The organism is Bacillus sp. 22475, assembly GCF_052044835.1.
In the GTDB taxonomy this organism is placed as follows: domain Bacteria; phylum Bacillota; class Bacilli; order Bacillales; family Bacillaceae_G; genus Bacillus_A; species Bacillus_A cereus.
The window spans coordinates 42,025-64,088 of the sequence record NZ_JBQENW010000025.1; the positions used below are offsets into that span (position 1 = coordinate 42,025).

Consider the following 22,064-nt stretch of genomic DNA (forward strand, 5'->3'; position numbering starts at 1 on the left):
TCACCTAAAGCATTTTAATAAAAGTAAAAGAGAAAATACCTAGATTTAGCTTTAATTCATTAAAAAATTCGATTTCACTTAAGTAAGTGCTGATTAATTTTGTCTCTAATAGCAATGGCTATAAATTCTTCAATAGAGCTATTTGTTTCATTTGTAATTTCTTTTAAGTATTTGTATTCCTTACTTGTAAGTATGACAGACTTCGTTACTGTATTACTATCCAAATATACACTATGATTCATTCTTGGAACAATTTTCCCTTCTATTATATAAGGCGTTAACTCCTCAATCCATTCCATTTGAATTCCTGGTGGTAATGTAATTAATGATTGACGAATTTCAAAATACCAAAATGTCTCTTCTTCTAAAATCTTTATATTTCTTGGAGATACGTACTGTAATATATTATCGATTATGTGAAAAATGTTGTTTCTTAATTGCGCAGATTTAGGAAAACGAAACTTAACAAACCTTTGATGATGACTTCTAGGTTTATCCGACAGTTTATAAGCGGACTCATATCCTGCTTTTAATGCCTCACTAAGTGTCATATTAGTTCCAAATTCATCAAGAACTATAATATCACCACGTTTTGGAATAGAAATAACACGTGCCAATGTATTGCCTTTTACAAACTTTTGAAATAATACTACATTATATTTCTGCGAAAATGTATATATATGATTAGCTTGTTCTACTTGCTGAACAAGTTCACGAACATCCTCCTCCTTCACAAATTTCGTTTGTCGATTACGATGTTCTATTAAAAAATAAACTAACTTTCCTTCTTCTATCCATTTTTCAAGCTGATTCATACTAATATGATACTCTTTACTTGCTTGGTATAAAGTAATCCCCTCAATTTTACGTTCTTCTTTTACTTTTTCTACTTCTTCTCTACTAAATAAAAAACTACCATCTAAACGCCACGTATCCTTATTGATTGGTGTTAGCTTTCCTTGCTTCATTAAATTATTAAAAATAAAGTGACTTATATCTAAATAATCTTTTACTTCATTTGTAGTCATAGTCATTTCATATGCGCTAATCATTCTAATTCCTCCTCACACCTCGTTATTTACATAATAATATTATGTAAATTGAAATTTATAGTATTTACATTTTAAATAAATTATAACATATATCGTTATATATATTAGATTGTAAATTTTATTAATGTCTAATTTAACTTTCTTTTTAAATTTAATTTCATAAAATATTAAATTATATAATAAAAACACTATTTTTAAAATTAAATAATAACCATAGAAAATGGGAGATTTTCTATAGTCATTATTTAATTATTGTTTTATAAAATTTAATCTTAATATGTAATTTATTTTTTAATTGATTAAGTTATAATATGTAATATAAAAGAAATTTATAAGGTGTTGAATAACATTGAAATTTGAATTTAATACTATTCATAGTGAGACTTCTTTAGATAACATAGAGAAACAAAAACAAAATTTTACAAACCTAATTGCATTATGGAACCACAATTATATAAATGAAGCGGAATTAAAAAAGGAAAATAATGAAAGAGAAGATTCATATACATATGAGGGGTTTTCTGATGAAGAAATATTGTATTACTACTTGAATCGACAAACACATTTTGACCAAGAAAAACGAATCAAGGATGCATCAAGAACCCTATATGCACGTGATCTAAGTCAATTTTATTTCTTTATTAAACAAAGTGCGGAATTTCTACAGAAAGATGTAAAAGATTATAAAGTTGATCAAGTCTGGAGAAACCTTAGAAAACGACATATCCGTAATTATCAAAAATGGCTGTCTCAGGAGGCAATCTCCTATCAATCTAAAAATAAATACAAGCTATCTACAATTAGTAGGAAGCTTGGTGTTATTCGTTCCTATTTGAAATGGCTATATGAAATCCAATATATTCAGGACCCTCTACATGTTGAGATACTAAGTACAACTGTAAATAAACAACATAAACCTAAACGGGAGTTATCATATGAGGAAGTAAAACAGTTGCTTCATTACTACAAGGATAATGAAATCAATTACGCTTTATTGTCAGTCCTAGCTACTACAGGGTTACGTGTTGCAGAAGTCGCACATGCAAAGTGGGATGATCTTGAATATGATGCTATACGAGGACGATATTATTTAAAGGTTGATACAAAGGGAGATAATGAGCGGATTGTTTCCATTAATAAGGAGATTTTTAATCGGATTGCCACATTTCGAATGCGGAGAAGATTACCTATAGACATTGGGAATAGAAATGGTGGAACAGTATTTCAAACTAAAAACTATACTGCTTATAGAGAGAATTATTTGTCGCAATATATTTCTAAAATCATAAAGGATACCCAGCTACCCTTTACAGAGAATATCAGAATTACTCCTCACTTCTTTAGACATTTTTATGTACAGTACTTATATGATTACAAAGGATTACCACCTCATATTATCGCAGCTGCAGTAGGTCATAAAAATGATCGTACTACGAAAGAAAATTATTTGAATCAGCGATTGACGAAAGATAATGATGCCGGTAATCTAATTTTGGAAGATGAATTTTAATTTAAGCGCTCTATAATTAGTTTACAGGGCTTAAATAAGATCATATTTAGATGTGTAATTTTTATATAATTAAAATTGATTTTTAAACCTTTTTTCATGGATGTCATTACAGTTTATTTATTCATTAATTCTCCGCCAAGATTCTTTGATAATATAGTCTATCTATAGGGAACCTTGTCGTGCTTTGTTATAAAATACTTAGAAAAATTCACATCAGAACTTTTTGCAAGTTAAAAGTTGATTTTATTTAGCAGTGTTAATTTATTAGTTGTAAATAATTCATAAACTAATTTTTTTGTTCTAATAACAACCATTTCTGAAAATTCAAGCTCTCTACCGACCTTTACCACTTTGGTAGTGTTCGTAATAGTATTATTTGTATTAACCTCAACGATATCCTCTAAAGAAATATTTATTATTGCGCTTTGCCATGTAATGGTTAATTTTTCTTTTGATTTAATAATTTCTATCTCTGTCATATTGCTAGTAACTCCCTAATCTATTTGTATTTATCTATATAATAGAGTATATGTCTAGAATAGAAACCAGCCAATTTCATATATATTCACTCAGCCATTGTGTAAATAGGTAATTCTGGTATAAAGGTTCTTAAAAGATAAAAGTTTAGATTAAGCGCTATTAAATCTTATGCAATTTTATATAAATGAAACTGCAGTTTGGTCACGAACTGCAGTTTCATTTATCGTTTTCTGACAGAAGACTCCTTCCTCAAAAATGTGAAGGTGTGAAACACCAATTTTAGGTGGGAGATGAATGTCGGTTTGCATAAGCCAATATGTTTGCTAACATATACTTGTACAGATGCTCTTTGAAAACTGAAGATATGAGGTTGGTTGCAGAAAAACGTGCAACCGTAAAATCTTCAACGTTCTTTCACCCCACGTTTGCTGAAGTTGCGAAAACCAAGCTAAAGTAGGAAGCGTGGTGAGTCAACTTACAAGATACTTATGTTTTCACCGTAGGGACTACGGGCAGAGCCNACATCGGTTATCTTAGCAGGCTCTGCCACTTCAAAAAGTCCGTAAGGACGTTAAGTGGTGAGTAGTTCAACCATATCTCTTTCTAGCTTTTTGCTGACTTTGTATCAGAATCCCTTTAATTTGAGTAAGATGCTATTTAGGATTTTTCATCTATCTTTATATAATTAGTACTAAAAACCTAAAAGATACTCCAGCATTCTTTTAAGGAAAGTAGCTCTAGTATTTTAATACCAGCTATACTATTTCCGTTTGCATCTAGAGCGGGACCAAAAATACCAATTCCCATCTCTCCTTTTACGCAGCCGAATATTCCACCGGAAACCCCACTCTTCGCGGGAATCCCTACGCGAATTGCAAATTCACCAGATTCGTTGTACATACCACATGTGACCATAAAGGTTTTACAAATTTTTGTTATATGTTTCGGAACAATTTGTTTTTTTCTATATGGATCATATCCATCCATTGCAAAAATTAAACCTATCCGTGCTAAATCAATACAGTTTACCTCAATTGCACATTGCCTTGTGTATAAATCCATTAACGCCTCCACATCTCCATGAATAATATCATTTTGCTTCATGTAGTAGCAAAGAGAGCGATTTAAATAAGCTGTTTCTAATTCAGAGACGGCTACTTTTAAAGAGTAATTAATGGTAGGATTATCCGTAATATTACGCACAAAGGAAAGAATCCGTTCCATCTTCTCGTCATTACTATCCCCTGCTAGTATACTTGTAATTGCTAGTGCTCCTGCATTAATCATTGGATTGAGTGGCTTAGAGGGGCTAGCTGTTTCTAATTTAATAATAGAATTAAATGGATCACCAGTTGGCTCCATCCCAACTTTAGAAAATACATACTCTTCGCCGCAGTCTAAAAGCGCAAGTGCAAGCGTAATTACTTTTGAAATACTTTGAAGTGTAAAGAGCGTTTCTGAGTTACCGGCATGAATATAATCTGTCTCTTTATGATAAATTGCAATCCCTAAATCTTCTAGATTCGCATTTCCTAGTTCTGGGATATAAGTAGCCAGTTTCCCTTTTTTTGTATATGTTTGTACTTGCTCTAACAATTGTTCTAGGTTATTTGTTTGAATGAACTGCATCACTAATACGTCCTTCTCCTCATTATTAATTGTATTCTGATTAATATGAAAGTAACTAGAATTTTTAATGAAATGCATATAAATTATCCGTAATATAATAAACGTGGAAATTCAAAATTCTCTATTTCCCAATTTGATAGTTGTGTTCATGATCTGTATTTAATAAACGACCTGAATAAAAGTGCGTCTTCAGAATCCTAGAAATTGACTCCTCTGTATTTAAGTAAATATCTTTGTTAACCAATCTTTTCTTTTGTTTTTTCGTAGTTCCAGCATTCAGTATTATTTAAATTAGGAATATTAGTTGCATAAAAAATCGGATCTTTTCCGGCTTTCTTTTGTCTTATATAATCTTTGAGAGCCGAGAAAGCATATTTTCCAAGGAAAATGATTGCAATTAGGTTGAAAATAGCCATAATCCCCATGAATAAATCTGCAATATCCCATACAATTTGAACCGTTGCTATAGAACCGAGCATTACCATACCAATTACTGAAATACGATATATCATTAATAATGTCTTACTACCACTTAAAAACTCAATGTTTGTTTCACCATAGTAATAGTTCCCAACGAGAGAACTAAAGGCAAATAGAAAAATTGCTACCGCTACAAAGGTAGGTGCCCATGGTCCGATATGAGTTTTTAATGCTTCTTGTGTTAATTGAATTCCATTCAGGTCTGTAGAATTGTGCATATCGGATAGAAGAATCATAAATGCAGTACAACTACAAATTATTAGTGTATCAGTAAAAACACCAAGTGTTTGAATAAATCCTTGTTTAACAGGATGAGTAACATTGGCAGTCGCAGCTGCGTTTGGCGCACTTCCCATACCAGCTTCATTTGAAAATAAACCACGCTTTACTCCTAGAAGAATCGCAGCACCAAGTCCTCCGCCTACAACTTCCTTAATACCAAAAGCATGCAGAAAAATTTCTTTAAATAGAATAGGAACTTGCGTAATATTTGTAATAACCACAAATAGTGCAACACCCACATAAAGAATCGCCATAAATGGTACAATCATTTCTGCAACACGAGCAATCCGTTTTACGCCTCCAAAAATAATTAGTGCGATCAAACCAACTAGTATACATCCGACAATTTTAGGCTCTAGATTGAATGCGCTTTCAAATGCTGACGTAACTGTATTTGCTTGAACAGCATTAAATACCAGACCAAAGCAAACTGTAATTAAAATTGAGAAAACAACTCCCATCCAGCGTTTATTTAATCCTTTTTCCATATAGTAAGCTGGACCGCCTCGGAATTTATTTCCATCTTTTACTTTGTATATTTGAGCAAGTGTACTTTCAACAAATGCAGAAGCTCCTCCAATTAATGCGATAAGCCACATCCAAAATATTGCACCAGGTCCGCCGGTGGAAATCGCAATTGCGACACCCGCTAAGTTTCCTGTACCAACGCGAGAAGCTGTACTCATACAAAATGCTTGAAAAGATGAAACTCCACTTTTTTCTTTTTGTGCTTTGCGAGTTGAAGAACTTGCACCATCACTAAGTAAGCGAATCATTTCACCAACATAACGAAATTGTACAAATCTTGTCTGAATAGTAAAATAGCATCCAATCCCAATTAAAAGTGCAATTAGGATGTAGCCCCATAAAAATTCATTTGTTATTCCAATGAATTTGTGGATGGGAGTGATTACATCTTTGATGAAATCCATATGATTAATCCTCCTTATTTTAACGAATATATATTTATCTAAAAAACGTGGATTCAGTTTGACAAAGAAAATAAGCGGAAACATGATGTACAAAAATTATTTTATTAGCACCCAAATGCTACTCATGAACCACTTTAAATTTTAGAGAAGCTGCCATAATGTTATTACCAGGAAAAATCCAATCGCAATACTATTTTCTTTTTGTACACGAATCAGACGCCTTTTTAGAGTTACATTGTTCCAATGATTACAATTGCCTTAATAATCTTACGTAGTAGAACATTGTTTAGTTCTTCTAGAAATCATCAAACCAATCAAACTACCAAGTAAGGCTATTAAAACCCATCCCATTCCTTCATTATATAGAGGAACATGTTGCATGAAAGTAAGCAGCGAGTCACTAGCCAGTTCTGCTGTTTCTAATCCTTGTATTATACTAATCAGTAATGCTCCTAAAACTGATCCAACATAGACAGCCTGCTTATCTTTTATAAATCGATCAAAAAAAGCGAGGATAATTAGCACAATTGCTACAGGATAGATAACAATTAGGATAGGTAGGGAAAGTTTAATTAGCATAGACAAACCAAGGTTTGATACTCCAAAGCTAAATAAGCAAATAATTAAAATGATTTTGTTATAAGAAATCTTTGGAAATAGTGTTGTGAAAAATCTCCCACATGCTGAAACGAGTCCTACAGATGTAGTTAAACATGCAAATAACATTGTAATTCCTAATAAGGAAAGACCATATTGACCAAATAAATGTTGTACTACATTTGTTAATAACACACTTCCGTTTTCAAATGTGCCAAATGTTTGAGAAGTAGCTCCAATATAAGCAAGTGATATATATATGATAGATAATCCAAGTGCGGCTATAAGCCCTGCTACTATAGTAGATTTAGCAATGGATTTTTTATTTGTAACACCTTTTTCTTTTATAGCGTTAATTACGATAATTCCAAATACGAGAGCAGCAAGGGCATCCATTGTTAAAAATCCTTCAATAAATCCTTTGAAAAAAGGAGCTTCCTGATATGAATCAGAGGGTGTTGAAATAGATCCAACTGGTGAAGAAATTGCTTTAACAATAATAATACTAATCATGATTAGTAACAGCGGGGTTAAATATTTTCCAATTCTATCTACCAATTTAGAGGGATTTAAAGACAGATAATACGTTATAACAAAATATAAAAATGTGTATAGGAGTAATATATACCATTGATTTTGCATGGTGTTACTTAAAAAGGGGGCAACTGCCATTTCATATGAAACAGTGCCTGTACGAGGAATGGCGAAAAAAGGGCCAATTGCTAAATAAATGATAAGAGGGATAATAACCCCACAGGCGGGGTGAATCCTACTAGCAAGGGTACTAACATTTCCACCAAAAAGGGAAATAGCAGTGATGGCTAGTAATGGAAGTCCAATACTACTCACAACAAATCCCGAAATCGATATCCAAATATTCGTTCCAGATGAATATCCTAATAATGGAGGGAATATCATATTACCTGCACCGAAAAATATTGCAAATAGCATAAGTCCAATAGGGATTGTTTCTTTAAAAGTTAACGATTGTTTCATAGAGCACTCTCCTTTTTTGACGAAAAATGTCGAAATTTAAGTTTTTTTCATTATAGCATATGTTATTAGAAAATAAAGAAAAATAAAAATGGGAATAATTTCTTAATCCACTTAAAATACCGTTTTAAGTGGATTAAATTATATAAATCCCCAAATTCCATAAAATCAATTAATGAAAATACACAGATTTTTCAAAATTAAACATTCGTATATTGAAATTTTAATAAATAATTATCATTTTTTCCTATAAGACTCCTTCCTCAAGGAACTCCAATGGGAGATGAATCGTGTCACTATTAGTTGAAACAGAAGTGCAAGAACTTCCAAAAACAAATTCTTACATTGAAATGGCTGTAGAACTATAAGATTTTGCCATTTTGTCAGATGGAATGACCTAGAAAATTCCGAATTTTTTTCGATCATTAGAAGAGAAGTTAGCGAAAGTACAACTTATTCTTTCTAGACGAACGAAAGAATCTTCTCGCTGGAATAAATAGCGAGTAAAAGTAGCTAGAATTCATGAACATATAGAAAATATTACTTGCACAAAATCTCAACTGAGATCATCAAAAATCATGATGTTATCGATATATAGGATTTGCAAGTATTGAATATATTAAAGAATCATAGGTTAGCAAAAGCAATTAGTGAGGTATCATGGTCACAGTTTCGAGCCATGTTAGAATGCAAACCCAAGTGGTACGGCAAACAAGTCATTGTCGTATTGAAAACATTTGCTTCGATCTAATTATGATCTTGTTGTGGATATCAAAACAAAGACGTTTAAACTCTATGATACTGCCCTACTTGTCGTACACACCATGATAAGGAGATTAACGCAAGTATTAATCTAAAGAATGAAGCGATAAGGCCTCTAACCGTAAGGACTATGCAGATATCCTAAATGAATTGAAAGTGAGGATAGTTTAAAACTACTTTCTACTTTATCCCTCTCAAAATAATTAAATTCAATGAATAAAATTTAATTATAGAAAAATAATAATAAAAAAACGGACTATTATACATATTAAGAGGTGAACTCATGTCCTTAATTGAAGAAACCTTAGAAACTAAGACAGATAAAACCATTGAAAAGATCCAAACGAGTAACTTACAAAAACTTAAAGATACACTAGATAACATCTTTGATATTAGTGCAGATTTGATTGAACATCCTTTGCAATTAAAAACAAACACAAATATTTTACTATATTATTTTGAAGGCCTTACAGATGGTGTTGCATTAAAAACCAATGTTGTTACACCATTATTACAAAAAGTAAATGAAGACAGTCAAATATTTAATTCTAATATTATCGCTACTCATACCAAAATAGTATATACATGGAATGAAATTAAAGAAGGATTACTTGAGGGTCAATGTGTACTGTTTATGGAGGGAGAAAAGCGGTCACTTTTAATAAATACAAAAGGCTGGGCAGAAAGATCCATTCAAGAACCGATTTCAGAAGTTACTATTAAAGGCTCACATGATGGATTTATTGAAAACGCTACAAAAAACATAGGCCTTATTCGTCGTTATATTCCTTCTACAGAGTTAAAAATTAAAAAGCTGACGATTGGAGAACGAGCCACTTCTGTAGTCTATTTGATTTACTTAGGTGATGTAGCAAACGCAGATGTAGTCCAAGAAATAGAAACTAGAATCTGTAATATTAAAGCGGATACGGTATTGAGCATTGGAGAACTGTCTAATTTTACAAAGGATCAAAATTGGACTCCTTTTCCACAGGCTTATTTAAGCGAACGCCCAGATGCGATTTCAAATCATATACTTGATGGAAAAGTAGCAGTGTTGATGGATAGGTCCCCAGGTGCAATGGTTGTTCCTATGAATTTGATTGGATTTTTTCAGACTCCTGATGATTATAATATTCATTGGCTCATTGCATCATTTTTTCGTTTATTACGATTTGCAGGATTTATTATAGCGATTTTTTTACCCGCAATTTATATTGCTATAGTCTCTTTTCATTTTGAAATTATTCCTATAGATTTATACACTTCTATTGCTACGTCAAGAGTCAAAGTTCCTTTCTCTCCCCTGCTGGAAGCATTTATAATGGAAATTACACTTGAAATGCTACGTGAAGCTGGTATTCGCTTACCACAACCAATTGGACAAACTATTGGGATCGTTGGAGGGATTGTAATTGGGCAAGCGGCTGTTCAAGCTGGTCTTGTGAGTAACGTTATGGTTATTATCGTATCTATTACAGCCATTGCATCATTTATTGTTTCTAATTACGATTTATCAAGTTCTATACGCCTTATTCGTTTTCCAATGATGTTATTGGCATACTTTTATGGCATTGTAGGTATTGTTAGTGGATTAATGCTCTTATTTGCTCATTTTGTTTCACTAACTTCCTATGGTTCACCATACGGATTGCCAATCGCACCATTTCGTCTCCAAGAGCTAAAAGATTCTTTTGTAAGATTTCCTATTTCTATGATCACCACCCGCTCGAGTACAGGACAGCCGAAACAAAAAAAGAAAAAAGAAGGTGGTTCGCATGGGAAATAGTAAATTCCAAAACATAACTTTATTTGAATTTATTATTTTCATTCATTCACTGCAACTAGCATCAGGAATGCTAATTATGCCAAGCCCACTTGCTACTACCGCTGGCACAGATGGCTGGATTTCTATCATTCTGGGTTGGATAACTACTTCTATAATTGGCGTATTTATTATATTAATGTTACAAAAAAATCCTAACAAAAACTTCTCACAGATTTTAAAAACATACTTTGGTAAATGGCTAGGGACAATTTTTCTTCTTTTATACGCCTTTTATCTATTTTTTGCTGGCTTTAATACTTTATTAAAGGCAACTGATATTGTAAAAGTGTGGATATTCCCTTCCATTCCTGCTTATCAAATCACCATATTATTATTATTGCCTTTTATTATTTTAGCCCTGAGTGGGTTAAGGGCTCTTACTAGTTATTCTATGCTTGTTTTCTTCTTCACTACTTGGATGCCATTATTTCTTCTTTTTTCATTAAAGAGTATGTATGCTCCTTTACACCTACTACCTATTTTTAAAGATGGTATATACCCTATTGTAAAAGCAACGAAAGAAACCATTACTCCTTATGCTGGCTTAGAAATTGCATATTTTATTTATCCGTTCTTACAAAAAAAACAACAAGCTATTAAGGGACTACTAATTGCGAATACTGGAACCATGTTTCTCTACCTATATGTGACTATTCTTTCTTATATATACTTTAGTCCGGAGGGGATAAAAGACGTAATTTGGCCAGTATTTCATCTGTTAAAAGGGGTTCGTTTTTCTTTCATAGAACGATTAGAAATTATATATATCGCTTACTATTTAATTGTATTTTCCACTACAATATATCCATATTTATTTTTCAGTTTTGATTCTTTGACCATTTCACTTCAAAAAAACGCTCGCAATTGGGCACTGTTTGGTTTTATGGTATTAATAGTCGGCTTATTTATTTTTCTAAATCCCAATGTGGATCAATATTTGTTTATATATTCTCTTATGGATATCTTAAATGTCGTTTTCTTTATTCTATTACCAATCTTATTTTTCGCTTACAGTATTCTTTTTACTTGGATTACTAGGAGGAAACAACTTTGATTCGAAAATGGATATGGATTGTAATTTGTTGTGTATGTTTAATTGGTTGTAGTCAGAGAATTCCTCTTGAGAAGGTTTCATTAATCCTATTAATTGGCTTGGATAGAGCCTCTAATGGAGACATAAAAGTTGGCACAAGCATCCCACTCTTTCATCATAAACAGCAACAAAGTACTACAGAGCATTGGACCCAGGCATCAACTGTATATAATGGCTTCAGTAAAATAGATACAAAGTTAACGGGCTATATGACAGCCTCCAAAGCTGAAATCATTTTAATTGGGAAAAAATTGGCGCAAGAATCAAATTGGTTGCAGGAACTTGATTCTTCTTACCGTGATCCATACGCTACCATTAATGCTAAAGTAGTACTTGTTGATGGGCCTGTAGAAGAAATTTTTGCAATTAATAAGCCAGATAAACCATCACTACCATCTTATATAAATAGTGTAATCGAATCCTCCATTCAAAATAATCAATCCGTTTCTTCTACGATTCAACAATTAATGAGAGAACAAAATGAAGAAGGAATGACACAAATTGTTCCAGTTATCAAAAAAACAAAGAATGAAATTGACACGATAGGAATTGCACTTTTAGATCGACAAGGAAAATATTTAACTCGTATCCCTAAAAAAGATGTTAAGTTCTTCAATCTCATAAATAAGTCAAAAAATACAGGCCGGATGATACTACACCTTGCGCTTCCTCCTAAAAGATCCAACAAAAAACCAAACACTTCTATCTTCGTACAGAATGCAACAAGGAAGATAGATGTTAATTTTAAAAACGGAAAGTTTGTATTTAATCTCCAAATAAATGCTAATGTAGCTTTAATAGAAAAAAACAATGCGAATTTAATTAAGGAGCATTATGATAATAAAAAAAATATAAATAATTTAGAAAATGCTATCGAAAAAGAAATTAATAAGGAATTACAAAATATGTTGGATGAAATACAGCAGAATAAAATTGATCCAATTGGATTATCCCTATATGCTAGAGCTTTTCAATATAAAGAGTGGAAAAAACGAAAAGAAGATTGGTTGCAAGCGCTAGCAGAGGCTAAAATAAATGTAAAGACACATGTCAAAATAAAAGATACCGGAACCGTTAGAAATTAAAGGTTCTGTTGCTACGAAAACTTGAAACCAACGAACGTTTCTTGGAGAGTGGATGCAATCTATATGGGATTATCATACATACCTGTCAATCTAAAATGTTGTAGTAACCCCATAGCCATCAAGCTAAGAAAAGCAAATACCCCAAAACGAAAAAATTGACATGTCCAGATGAAAATGTACAATTTTTTGTTTTGGGGGCGTTATAAAGTTTTTAAGTTGATATGGGGTATCACCAATCAACTTCATTTTCTTTTTATTGATGGGATTGCGCATTGGAAATTGCATTATATAAAAACTGTGCATACTGTTCACGTGTTACGTTCATATCCGGAGCAAATTTCCCTTCTCCAACTCCTACTGCAATATGGTTCGATTGCACGACACTAATCGCATCTTTTGCCCATGAATTTGCTGGAACATCGTTGAAATTATGTGGCGCCTTTACATCTAATCTAAATGCTTTCTTAATAACTTGTGCCATTTCTGCACGTGTTAATGTAGCTTTCGGTCTAAAGTTTCCTAGATCATCTCCTTGGAAAATTCCTAGCTTAGTTAAAGCTAATATTTCCTCAGGAAACATTGTTGAATTTCCATCAATATCTCTGTATGGATTTTCATATTTATCTTGTTTTTCTATATGCAAAGTACGGTAAATTAATGCAGCTACTTGTTCACGTGTTACATTATCACCCATACCAAATATCCCATTTCCATAACCTGTAATAATTCCTTTACTCGCTAAATCATGAATTGCATGAAATGCCCAGTGTTCTTGTGGGACATCCTTAAATGTAGTTCTATTTACTCCTGCATCGATTTGCAAATCATTTTTTATTACATCCCAAAGTAGATTATCTTGACGTTTTGGTTGCCCCTCTTCATCCCATTTTATTTTTTCTGTTCCTAATTCATAATTCATTCCTGTCCAAGTATCTTCACGGAATGCATAGAATGATTTATGCCATCCTTTCTGATTGAATATAGAAATTAAGTCTTGCATGTATTGAGGTGCTCCAGGAACGGTACGATTAATTCCAAATTCCTCAGCAATGATTCGATTAGATGGTACATGATTTTCCTGAGACCAATTTTGTACAGGCTGTAAGAATTTATTTAATCCATCTTTATCCCACATCATAGGTGTTTCTAAATCTCCTACTTTTACAATTCCAGGATATTGATACTCTTTATTTTGCTTTTCAAGTTGACTTGTTAATTGATATGGCTCATACATATGAAATGCATACAATGTCTTATTATCTTTAACTGGTTTAAGATATTTAAAAGCCCAAGGTGTGGCATATAGACCTGAATCTAAAATAATAGGTGTTTCTTTATCTACTTCACGAATTGAAGTAACAACTTTTTGATAAAATTCATTTAAATCAGCTGGGGTTCCCTTCACTTTTGAATACCATTTCTCATAATCTTCCGTCCAAAAATCATTATATCTATTTTTCTTAGATGTTTCTGGATGTGGCTCATTGATAATGTTGTAACCAACCACAGCGGGATGATCTTTCAATTCAACCGCAAGGTCCTTCCAAAATTGGCTTGCTTGTTCTTGATATTTCTCTTCTTCCCAGATCCTATCATCATTCTGATTATTGTTAAATTGACGCCAACGATCACCAGGTAATGAAAGCATTGTAAGTACAACTTTAACCCCTTGTGATTGTGCAGCATCTAAATCTGCTTTCAATTTTGCTACATCCTCTTTCACTAATCCTTGATAATTATCTGCATTACCGATAAGAAAATCTTTTCCTGATGTATCTGGTTTGTCTTCAAATAAGAAATCCTTATCTTTTGCCCATTTATCAGGTGCTAAACGAACATATTCAATATGAGCTTCCTTTGCACTTTTGTAGTTCTCAGGTAATGAAGTGCTATTCATAAAATTAGTACCTGTTCTTTTAGTATTCCAAAAATCCATTTTGGAACCTGCACTTTTGTAGTTCTCAGCTTTCACATTCATTTCTTGTATCCCTAAGCTCATCATGCCTATTAATGTGACTATCGGTATGATTTTTTTCATAACTTCCCCCTCTTTCCATGTCAGTTTCTTATTATAAAGTAAATCACTTATGTTACAGGAAATTGACAATTTCAAAAGAATATTTTTTAAGTAATAAATAATTCAAGTCCTGTGCCGGCTTATTTCTCTTTTCTTGTTTTACCATCTGTATAAAAGATACTAAAAGAATGGGGTAAATCTTCTTCTGGAATGCTATCTGGGGTACAGAACGCAAAATGGAAAAAATACACGTTAACCAAATTTGAGAATTAATGCAATCTTCAATTCCAAACCATACACATAAGAATCTATAATCCTTTGAAACCTTTTGTTTCAAGCTAATATTTAGTTTTATCCTATGGATATAGATAGTAAGAAAGAGCTCTCGGGATCTCTTAAAACTAACCTTTTACTATATCAGCCGCGCCATTTGCCGCTAAAGAAAGAAACGATTTCGCGCATAAAACGTGTAAACCAATTTGCTTGTCCTACATCAGATTTTGCTACAAGGTCTACTTGTAATGATTTACCTGATAAGAACCCAGGATCGTTATTATCTATAGGCGATATAATCATTTGACTAATTGTTACACCTTTTTTAATAGGCGCTTCTTGTTCTTTATTCAATACTTTAAATTCTTTTTTATAAATATCTTCGCTGCCCTTTGGCATTGGAAGTGAAACAGCTTGTTTCGTTTGAACTGCTACATCTTTATCTTTTGCATTTTCTACCCGCACTGTTTCATGCCCTTTTACTGCTGAATCTTTTTCATAGGCCTTCTTCACTTCAAAATTCGCAAATCCATAATCATATAATTTCTTTGTTTCATCAAAACGTGCAGTATGAGATTTTGTTTTAATCACTACAGAGATAAGACGCATACCGTTTCTTTCTACTGTGCCAGTGAAACAATCCCCAGCTTCTGGAGTTGTTCCTGTTTTCAAGCCATCTACACCTTCATATTGCTTAATTAAACCTTTTAACATCCAGTTCGAGTTCGCCATATCAATTGGATACTTGCCGCCCTTTTGGAATGTTTTTTTCGAGATTTTTGCTGTATCTAATATTTTCGGGAAATCTTGAATAAGACGTTGTGCTAAAATCGCACAATCTCTTGCAGACATTTTATTTTTCTCGTCTGGAGTTGTCCCTTCAGGATGCTGTCCTTTTAAATCATTGTTTGTTAAGCCTGTAGAGTTTACAAATTTATAATTTTTCAATCCAAACTCTTTCGACTTATCGTTCATCATTTTTACGAAATCAACTTCTTTTCCAGCAATTGCTTCAGCCAAAGCAATTGTCGCACCATTGGCAGAGCAAATTGCCATTGCCTCGTATAGTTCTCTTACCGTATAATAACCACCGTTTTCTAAGGGCACATTTGATAATGAGCGATCTTGTGAAACTTCGTGTGCGTATTTAGAAACTTTAATTTTCTGATCCCACTTAAGTTTCCCTTTAGCTATAGCTTCACTAACTAAGTACTCACTCATCATTTTTGTCATACTAGCAATCGCTAATAGTTCATCCGCATTTTTTTGATACAAAATTTTCCCGGAATCTGCTTCTACTAATATTGCTGCACCTGCTTCAATCTTTAAAGCAGATCTTGTTTCTGCTGATACACTTCCATATGTAACAAACATGCTACAAAATAGTGTAAGCACAGTTACTATTGCAATGAATCTCTTGCAAAACATACCTTTCACTTCTGTTACCTCCAATATCTTGTACTCAAAAATACGTTATTCTAACATAATCCACCAAAAAATAGACAGTGTTATCAAATCCTATATACATATGGATCTATTTTAAATAGACCATCTCATCTCAATCTTTTAGGCGCTAACATGAATCAGTTAGTCTCCTGCAGTTTTATCACCTTAACAAATAGCGGTCCCTGCAAATTCTTCAAGAGTCATACCGATATCCACGTATTTTTTATGATTAGTGAATATTCAACTAAGACATCTTTCGTGAAGGTTATAAATTCATCAAGTTTGTCAATTGAATTTTACTTTAGTACTACTCCTGCAGCCAAAACCATATAGGTGACAGCGCTCATTAAATCGGACAGTCGCTTACCGATTTGTACGGTATCAGTATCAATAGTATAGCACCCAGTCTAGCGTCAAACTTTTTCTTGAATTGAGCAAACTCTCGATGAATCGCATGATTTGCAAGTTTAGTTTTCTCAGCTTTTTTGCGTTTACCTGCAATGGTTCACCTGAAAAAAGTTTTACACTTGTAAGACTAACACTCAGTATTTCCAAACACATTCCTATTTTTTATATCCTTGTATTTTTTCGAAACAATTCGTACTTTCATATTTTTTTAGGATTACACTTAATAGACAATCTAAGTAATACATTTGTTCCACATTTACAAAAAAATCAAACCAGTGTGCACCGCATATGGTGGTACCCTATTAAAGAAAAGGTATATAAAGTTTATCAAATCCATATGAGAATAGTTTCTTGGTTTCTATAAAACGCTGAGAACCATTACTAGTCCCCATTACAACAGAAATCATCCTTTTACCATCTTGTTTTGCTGTTCCTGTAAAACAGTATCCTGCTGCATCTAATGCAGTCATTTGGGATTCTTCATTTTTTTCATTAGCAAGGCCCGTTGCATTAACAAAGCGCGTCTGATTTGATAATTGTAATTGCTTTGCTTTTTCATTCATAAGCAGTGTAAAATTCTTTTCACTCTTAGAAATATGTTCAGCTAATGCAATTGCAGCATTATTTGCTGATGATATTACCATCGCATGAAATAGTTCTCTAACAGTTAAACGATCTCCATCTTTTACATTAATTTTTACCCCCTCGCTATTCACAGCATTTGAGCTAATCGTAACAGAATCATCCCATTTTTAAGCTGCCATTTTCGATTTGCTCTAATACGATATACTCTGTCATCATTTTCGACATACTCGCTGGTGCAAAAGGTATATCTTCATTTTTTTTATAGATGATTTTTCCTGATTCGGTATCCATTAGAATCGCAGCCTTTGCTTGAATATTCAGCTCATTATTATGTGTTTGAAAAAAATAGAGGAATATAATTGCTGAGATACATAGTATAGGAATATAAATCTGTTTCTTTAAAATCCTCATTTTCTAATCTCCTTTTTTCTTGTGTAAAATTAGTTTAAAATAAAATATTTAATTGGAAGAAAAGAAAAAATAAAGATTTAATAAAGAAAGAGGAAGCTTCTTATAAAGAAATTTCCTCTGAAAATACATGTAACTTTACTGTGAAAGTTGTTTTTTCTACATCACTGTGTACTTCAATTGTTCCATCATGCAATTCCACAATACTTTTGACGATTGCTAAACCAAGTCCTGAACCACCTGTCTGAAGAGACCGAGATTTTTCAACTCGATAAAAACGTTCAAATATATATGGTAATTCTGTAGTTGGTATGGATTTGCCGTAATTTATAATATCTATCACAACTAAATTATTCTCTTCACGTGCTACAATATCTATATATTTCCCATCACTTCCATATCTAATTGCATTTGTAATTAGATTTTCAAACACCCTTACTAATTTGTCACCATCTGCAAGCACACTTAATTTTTTTGATAATATAGATAGCCGAACATTCATGTTGGCCTGCTTTATTTCAAACCGAAATTGCACTACTAATTGATCAAGCATTTCAGTGATATCGATTTTAGTTTTTTCTAAGTGCGTCCCTTTATTTTGAAAACGTGTATATTCGAATAAATCATTTATTAGAGTAGTTAATCTTAAAACCTTATCATATACAATCTCTATATAATAACGTAATTCTATTTCATCCCTATATTTATCTTGGTGAATGTAAGCTAAATATCCAACAATTGAGGTCAACGGTGTCCGTAAATCATGTGAAACATTTGTAATCAAATCTTTTTTTGTCTGCTCTATTAAACGTTCTTCTTCAATAGATGTTTTTAATTGATTTACTATGTTATTAATTTCTTTAGCCAATTCCCCTAGTGGAGTATCAGGTATAATGATAATTTCATGTTCAAAATTGATGTTCCCAATATGCCTGATTTCATTTAAAATTTGATTGAAATATTCTTTGAAATATTTTCTTTTTTCATACACATAACATAGTGAAATATAAAAAAGAATAAAAACAAAATTAAAGAGATAGTAAAGATTAGCATACAGCTTTTCTAAGTGCCTAGGTCCATAAGCTTGTGAAATTTCTATACGCACCGCACGAAACGTACTTGACGTAGCATCTAATCCCCAATAAAACACATTAATAATATAAAGGGTTCCATAGGATAGACATATTGCAAGAGAAATATATATACATATTTTCCATATAGGAATGGATTTTAGAATTTGTAAAGAACTATTTTTCAATTTTGTATCCCACTCCCCATACATTTTGAATTATCCTTTCCCCTTCTAAAACATTGTCTAATTTCTCTCTGATATTACTAATATGAACCATAACGGTTTTATTTGAATCACACGCTACACTTTTCCAAACCCGCTCAAAAATTTCTTCAGAACTATAGACTTTTCCAGGCGTAGATGCTAATACATATAAAATTTCAAACTCAATAGGCGTTAATTTTATGATAGTATTTCCAATTGTAACAATATGATTTTCCTTATTAATTACAAGTGATCGGATTTGTATAATATTTTTTTCAACATTTTGATTGAAAGTATTTTTCAAAAAAGATCTTCTTAATAAAGCTTTTACTCGAGCAACTAATTCTAAAGGATTAAAAGGCTTGATCATATAGTCATCAGCCCCTGTCATTAATCCTATTATTTTATCCATATCTTCAGCTTTTGCACTTAACATAAGAATAGGAACATCACTAAATTTTCTTATTTGTTTACATACTTCTATGCCATCGATATGTGGCATCATAATATCTAGTATCATTAAATCAATTTGTTCCTGTTTCATGATATCTAATGCTTCTATACCATTAGAAGCCGTATGAATCGTATACCCTTCATTTCGGAGGTATAAATCGATTAACTGTACAATATCAGCTTCATCATCAACAATTAAAATTTTCGTCTTCATACAATTACACCCTTCCTACAGTTTTTGTTTAATATAAATTATTAATAGTTTATAATCCTAAATCATGTAAAAGTTACTTCTACTGAAAATTTTTATCCTTCTATCGTCCCACGCTTGCCGAAGTTGAGAAAACCAAGCAAAAATAGGGAACGTGGTGAGTCAACGTATAAGACACTTCAGTTCTCACCGTAGGAACTACGGGCAGAGCCTGCTAAGATAACTTGGTGGACACATCGGTGTTCGCAGGAATCCCCCACTTCAAATATCTTGTAAGAATGTTAAGTGTGGGTAGTTCAATCTATAAAATCGTGTATTCGTTTAGAAAACATTTTAAAACTGTTTTCTAATCCCTTGTTATAGTCTGTCTGTTTCTCTGTCCATTGAACACCCTTATTCCCAGGCCAACCTGAGGTATTAGCAACATGTTTTAATAGCTCTATTCCTTTTAATTTTTGCTGTAAACCACGGTTATATGCATTTGTCATATTAGATATTGCAATTCGTGTATTGGTTTCTGCATTTTTTAGCTCTTCATCCGTTAAATCCTCAGGTGCTAATCCACCTCGATGGAGTTGAAATAGTCCAAATGATGTATCCTGATCTCCGACTGCATTTGAATCAAACTTACTTTCATGAAATGCAATAGATAGGGGAATCCATGATGGTATACCATATTCTATTGATATTTGTTTAATCGTGGTTCTTACTTTAGCTAGAGTGGTATGTTGGTCATATGCGTATTTAAAAATGTATATCCCTACTGTTAAAACCAAAATAAATACTCCAATTTTTATTAATGTTCCTCTCATCCAGATCACCTCGCTTGTTCGTATCAAATATTGTCACTAATAATCATATTTTTTTGGGATATTAGCTCGTAATCGTTAATCATTTGAGGGTTCTTTTTTTTCATTAATTACTGATATCCCTTCAGCCGGTTTTACATTATTATTTCTTCTGAATTTTTTGTAATCACCTTCATTAAAGAAAAAGAGAATCCTTTTAGTATAAGGTTTTTTATATTATTTTTAGCTTACAAGCGTGCGTCTTTTTGGAAATTCAGGTGAAAATGGTCAGCATCCTGATAAACACCAAACTCATATCCTTTTTCTTTATAAAATTTGATGATTCCTGGAAGTGCTTGTAATGTTTGTGGCTTTTCATGCATAAGAATGACCTCCATGTCATCTGTTGTTCCCTTTTTAATATTTTCTACAATTTGGTTAGGATTGTCTTTTAGCTCCCAATCATGAGAATCAATTGTCCAATCCCAAACTTTAATACCAGCTTCTGCAATTTGGTCCCGAACCTGTTGGCCTTTCAATCCAGGTGCTGAACCATATGGAGGGCGAACCAGCGTAGGATTTATTCCTGTAATATTACGAATAAGCGCTAATGCTTCTTTCATCTCTGGTACAAATTGTCCATTAGTGTATAACTTCTTACTATCATGTGTCATACTATGTCCACCGATATAATGACCTTCTTTTATCGCTCGTTTAACATTTTCTTGAAATCCCGTATTTTGTAGGTTTTTTCCTATCATAAAAAATGTTGCTTTGACTTCTTGCTCTTTTAATACATCTAAAAATTGACCAGTCAATGTGCTCGGCCCATCATCGAATGTTAAATACACTACTTTCCCTTCGGGCTTTCCGTCAGGTTTTTTCTTTTTTGTATGCTCTATTTTTTCTTTTGGTTGTTCTATAGCTCGTTTACTATTTTCTTTAACTCCCGCTTTTGCAGAAGGAGAATTGAGTTTACCTATTGTAAAGTACACTAAAAATGCTGTTGTTAGAAGAATTCCTAATGATAGTACGGTCTTAAATATTCTCTTTTTATTATTTTTTAATAGTTTCATTATTTCTCTCTCCATTTGTTATATATGCAATATATATAAATTAGTATTTACAAAGGTGGCAATGAAAAAATGCCGTTTTTATTACATAAGTAGCGGTTTTTATTGTAATTATTCGAGGTTCCTTTCTATATAACATCCGCTTTTATCACTTTTGGCACATTTACTGTTGTAAGGGAGAGTTTTCTCCATATGGTACATCCATTAAAAGCGCACTTTTTTTCGAATACCTAGCTTTCTTTTATTCGATTGAAAATAAAGAATAACTATATACATAGGGATAAGCGCAATAAAAAGGTACTTAAAACTTTTTAAAAATTTCATTTTCTAACCTCCATTTCTTTATATAATTAATTTAAAACAAAATATTTAATAGGAAAGAAAGATAAAATAAAGATTTTAT

General features: G+C 32.4%; 15 protein-coding genes and 2 pseudogenes. 5 read left to right on the forward strand and 12 right to left on the reverse strand.

From position 1 onward, the window contains the following. Window positions 1-74: 74 nt before the first annotated feature. Window positions 75-1,052 carry a DNA-binding protein gene (locus tag ACTJJY_RS25600; protein ID WP_167319961.1) on the reverse strand — a complete coding sequence of 326 codons (978 nt, stop codon included), beginning with the start codon at window positions 1,050-1,052 and terminating at the stop codon, window positions 75-77. A 349-nt stretch (window positions 1,053-1,401) separates the two neighbouring features. Here ACTJJY_RS25600 and ACTJJY_RS25605 point away from each other — a divergent pair, with 349 nt between their 5' ends. Further along, window positions 1,402-2,562, forward strand: a complete 1,161-nt coding sequence (locus ACTJJY_RS25605) for a tyrosine-type recombinase/integrase (RefSeq protein WP_440606912.1) — start codon at window positions 1,402-1,404, stop codon at window positions 2,560-2,562. 230 nt (window positions 2,563-2,792) lie between these two features. On the opposite strand, the gene ACTJJY_RS25610 is transcribed toward ACTJJY_RS25605, so the two are convergent. The 4 genes from ACTJJY_RS25610 to brnQ form a co-directional block, all read right to left on the reverse strand. Next, the gene (locus ACTJJY_RS25610) at window positions 2,793-3,041 is read right to left on the reverse strand and encodes a SunI/YnzG family protein (protein WP_065705785.1); all 249 of its coding nucleotides are present in this window, start codon (window positions 3,039-3,041) and stop codon (window positions 2,793-2,795) included. 700 nt (window positions 3,042-3,741) lie between these two features. Further along, entirely contained in the window at window positions 3,742-4,671 is a 930-nt protein-coding gene (glsA, locus tag ACTJJY_RS25615) for a glutaminase A (protein WP_440606926.1), read from the reverse strand. Window positions 4,672-4,907: 236 nt separating this feature from the next. Next, entirely contained in the window at window positions 4,908-6,365 is a 1,458-nt protein-coding gene (locus tag ACTJJY_RS25620) for an alanine/glycine:cation symporter family protein (RefSeq protein ID WP_153218640.1), read from the reverse strand. 267 nt (window positions 6,366-6,632) lie between these two features. Continuing rightward, a complete protein-coding gene (gene brnQ, locus ACTJJY_RS25625) occupies window positions 6,633-7,958 on the reverse strand; it encodes a branched-chain amino acid transport system II carrier protein (protein WP_375869412.1) in 1,326 nt (441 codons plus the stop codon). Between the two features lie 287 nt (window positions 7,959-8,245). On the opposite strand from brnQ, the pseudogene ACTJJY_RS25630 reads away from it, so the two are divergent. The 4 genes and pseudogenes from ACTJJY_RS25630 to ACTJJY_RS25645 form a co-directional block, all read left to right on the forward strand. Further along, window positions 8,246-8,862, forward strand: a pseudogene (locus ACTJJY_RS25630) (RNA-guided endonuclease TnpB family protein); the annotation flags it as partial. A 138-nt stretch (window positions 8,863-9,000) separates the two neighbouring features. Then, the gene (locus ACTJJY_RS25635) at window positions 9,001-10,506 is read left to right on the forward strand and encodes a spore germination protein (protein WP_440606913.1); all 1,506 of its coding nucleotides are present in this window, start codon (window positions 9,001-9,003) and stop codon (window positions 10,504-10,506) included. After that, window positions 10,496-11,599, forward strand: a complete 1,104-nt coding sequence (locus ACTJJY_RS25640; protein ID WP_440606914.1) for a GerAB/ArcD/ProY family transporter — start codon at window positions 10,496-10,498, stop codon at window positions 11,597-11,599. The genes ACTJJY_RS25635 and ACTJJY_RS25640 overlap by 11 nt, the downstream gene beginning before the upstream one ends. Beyond that, window positions 11,596-12,723 carry a Ger(x)C family spore germination protein gene (locus ACTJJY_RS25645; RefSeq protein WP_440606915.1) on the forward strand — a complete coding sequence of 376 codons (1,128 nt, stop codon included), beginning with the start codon at window positions 11,596-11,598 and terminating at the stop codon, window positions 12,721-12,723. Before ACTJJY_RS25640 ends, ACTJJY_RS25645 begins: the two co-directional genes overlap by 4 nt. A gap of 253 nt (window positions 12,724-12,976) precedes the next feature. Here ACTJJY_RS25645 and ACTJJY_RS25650 read toward each other — a convergent pair whose 3' ends face one another. The 7 genes and pseudogenes from ACTJJY_RS25650 to ACTJJY_RS25680 form a co-directional block, all read right to left on the reverse strand. Further along, the gene (locus ACTJJY_RS25650) at window positions 12,977-14,761 is read right to left on the reverse strand and encodes an S-layer homology domain-containing protein (RefSeq protein WP_440606916.1); all 1,785 of its coding nucleotides are present in this window, start codon (window positions 14,759-14,761) and stop codon (window positions 12,977-12,979) included. 396 nt (window positions 14,762-15,157) lie between these two features. After that, window positions 15,158-16,450, reverse strand: coding sequence for a D-alanyl-D-alanine carboxypeptidase family protein (locus tag ACTJJY_RS25655; protein ID WP_440606917.1), 1,293 nt, complete (start codon window positions 16,448-16,450; stop codon window positions 15,158-15,160). A gap of 719 nt (window positions 16,451-17,169) precedes the next feature. Beyond that, window positions 17,170-17,863 (reverse strand): annotated as a pseudogene (locus ACTJJY_RS25660) (D-alanyl-D-alanine carboxypeptidase family protein). Window positions 17,864-17,963: 100 nt separating this feature from the next. Further along, window positions 17,964-19,118: a sensor histidine kinase gene (locus tag ACTJJY_RS25665; protein ID WP_440606927.1), complete on the reverse strand. Its 1,155-nt coding sequence runs from the start codon at window positions 19,116-19,118 to the stop codon at window positions 17,964-17,966. Then, window positions 19,108-19,803 (reverse strand): response regulator transcription factor, encoded by a 696-nt coding sequence (locus tag ACTJJY_RS25670; protein WP_440606918.1) that lies wholly within the window; start codon window positions 19,801-19,803, stop codon window positions 19,108-19,110. The genes ACTJJY_RS25665 and ACTJJY_RS25670 overlap by 11 nt, the downstream gene beginning before the upstream one ends. A 293-nt stretch (window positions 19,804-20,096) precedes the next feature. After that, window positions 20,097-20,612, reverse strand: coding sequence for a transglycosylase SLT domain-containing protein (locus tag ACTJJY_RS25675; RefSeq protein ID WP_440606919.1), 516 nt, complete (start codon window positions 20,610-20,612; stop codon window positions 20,097-20,099). Between the two features lie 224 nt (window positions 20,613-20,836). Beyond that, window positions 20,837-21,664 (reverse strand): polysaccharide deacetylase family protein, encoded by an 828-nt coding sequence (locus ACTJJY_RS25680; protein ID WP_440606920.1) that lies wholly within the window; start codon window positions 21,662-21,664, stop codon window positions 20,837-20,839. Window positions 21,665-22,064 lie beyond the last annotated feature (400 nt).